General features: G+C 44.7%; 2 protein-coding genes. Both read right to left on the reverse strand.

Annotated features, from left to right (window positions below; all coding sequences use genetic code 11):
* Positions 1-134: 134 nt before the first annotated feature.
* Positions 135-788 carry a HupE/UreJ family protein gene (locus tag PX482_RS13110; RefSeq protein WP_002757827.1) on the reverse strand — a complete coding sequence of 218 codons (654 nt, stop codon included), beginning with the start codon at positions 786-788 and terminating at the stop codon, positions 135-137.
* Positions 789-802: 14 nt separating this feature from the next.
* A complete protein-coding gene (locus PX482_RS13115; RefSeq protein ID WP_002757824.1) occupies positions 803-1729 on the reverse strand; it encodes a class I SAM-dependent methyltransferase in 927 nt (308 codons plus the stop codon).
* Positions 1730-1941: the final 212 nt, after the last annotated feature.

The raw sequence follows: 1941 nt of genomic DNA on the forward strand, positions 1-1941 counted from the left end.
AGGGATCGGGGGTAAAATTCAGGTACTTTTTCCCTGAAAATTAGGTAACTGACTACCTCAAAATCGGTAAAACCCTACACCCCACACCCCACACCCCACACCCTGCCCCCACCAACAAACTTTTTCAGCAGACCCTACTTAATTCCCACTAAAAAAGTTGTACCGATCGCCATAATTGCCAATCCGATGAACTTACTAATTAGAGTCGCTTGCTTGGCTAATTTTTCCTTAATGACACTGCCAAGGAAAAAAGCACCAGATGCGATCGCTAATTGGATCACGGTAAAACCGATTAAATAGGCAACTAAAGCGGCAACTCGCGCCCCGATAATTGATTCTCCGTAGGCATAACCGTGGAAAATTCCCGCAATCATTGCCAGAGTTGCCAGAGCGATCGTATAGAGATTAGAATGAGTTTGTAACCCTTTTTTCAGGGTTAAAACCACGCCAAAAATTACCACAGAAAGGGCAACAATCCCTTCAGGAAAAAGTAAATTTATTCCCTGTAAATGAATACCTGTGCCGATTAAAGTGGCAATCGCAAAAGCGAGCGGAATTAATAAACCCTGTTCCATCCCCACAGCAATTAAACCACTAGCCACCACAAAAGCTAAATGATCTAAACCGATAATTGGGTGAGCTAAACCCGATAAAAATCCGTTCCAAAAATTATCGGGAGTTTGCCCTGCCATGGCATGATGGGCAAGGGTTTTGCTGGCAAAAATTAACAGGAAGAGAGGGACAATAGTTAATATCTTTGTCCAGCTTTGACGAAAAATTATCTTCATTGATTACCTCAAAATTATGATTCGGAAACCCGCGCAACAATCGCCCGATGTCGGGGACTGGTGGGGGTAATGATCGGTGCTTGAAACCCCGCTTCAACTAATGCCTGTTCGATATCGAGAGTAAAATATTGATCGAGATAGGGTTCGGTACTCTTGAGTAAGGTGAGGACATAAGGGGGCATTTTTCGATAAATTTCCGAGCGCGGATTCATATCCATCAGCGTCAAATAACCCCCCGATCGCAATAAACGACGCGCTTCGGCGAAAATTTCTCTAGTAGCCTGTTGGGGTAGTTCGTGGAACATTAAAAACGAAGATACTAGATCGTAGGACTGACCGGGTAATTGAGTTTTTTCCGCCGCCGCGTGTTGCCATTGAATCGTCTTTTGTTTTTGTTGAGCTTGGTATTGGGCAACGGCTAAATAGTAGGGAGAGAGATCTAACCCAGTTACCCTGGCTTGAGGATAAGTATCTTGCAGCGCAAAGCTGCTCATGCCGACACTACAGCCTAAATCGACAATATCGTTAATTTCTGCCTTGATTTGCTCCTTCAATATCCGGTGATATTCCCGCCGCAATCGCGGATCGCCGTCAATCCCCGCCCCGGGCCAGATGGTAGAATGAACAGCATAGGCGGCAGATTCTACCTCAAAAGCTGGCAACCAGTCTAAATTGCCCTTTTCGTAAGCGTGGAAAGAACAAACGTAGTATTCGGGATAGACGAGATCGGGATTTTCTACCGCTTGCAGTTCCCGACTCCAATCCCGTTGTTGCCATTGTTTGACGGTTTCCCGCCAAGGTACGCCTAGTTTTTCGGCTCTTTTAATCATCATATTGCGGGCCTGATAGCGAGCGATGTCAAAAAGCGGTTTTATGCCGAGAATACGGTTAACTAGACCAGAAACAGGATTAAAGGAGGCCGGAACGGGTGTAACTGTCATAGAAAAGCTTCGATCGTAAATTTTCCCTTTTTTATCTTATAACAGTGATCAGTCATCAGTAATCAGTAATCAGTCAGCAATTCCAAATTCAAACGGTAGTGTAGGATACAGAATTGATTTCGCTTCTGTCCCTCAAAATAGAGTGAACGAGTTGCCCATTGGGTTTTGCAGGAATGGAAGTCCAAGATTTGAGTTTTATAGGGATGCTGAGC

The sequence above is a fragment of the Microcystis sp. M53602_WE12 genome, assembly GCF_030065455.1.
GTDB lineage: Bacteria > Cyanobacteriota > Cyanobacteriia > Cyanobacteriales > Microcystaceae > Microcystis > Microcystis aeruginosa.

Bases quoted from the DNA above. Each gene is read 5' to 3' on its own strand.
- PX482_RS13115 (WP_002757824.1), bottom strand. From the start codon at position 1,729: ATGACAGTTACACCCGTTCCGGCCTCCTTTAATCCTGTTTCTGGTCTA.
- PX482_RS13110 (WP_002757827.1), bottom strand. From the start codon at position 788: ATGAAGATAATTTTTCGTCAAAGCTGGACAAAGATATTAACTATTGTC.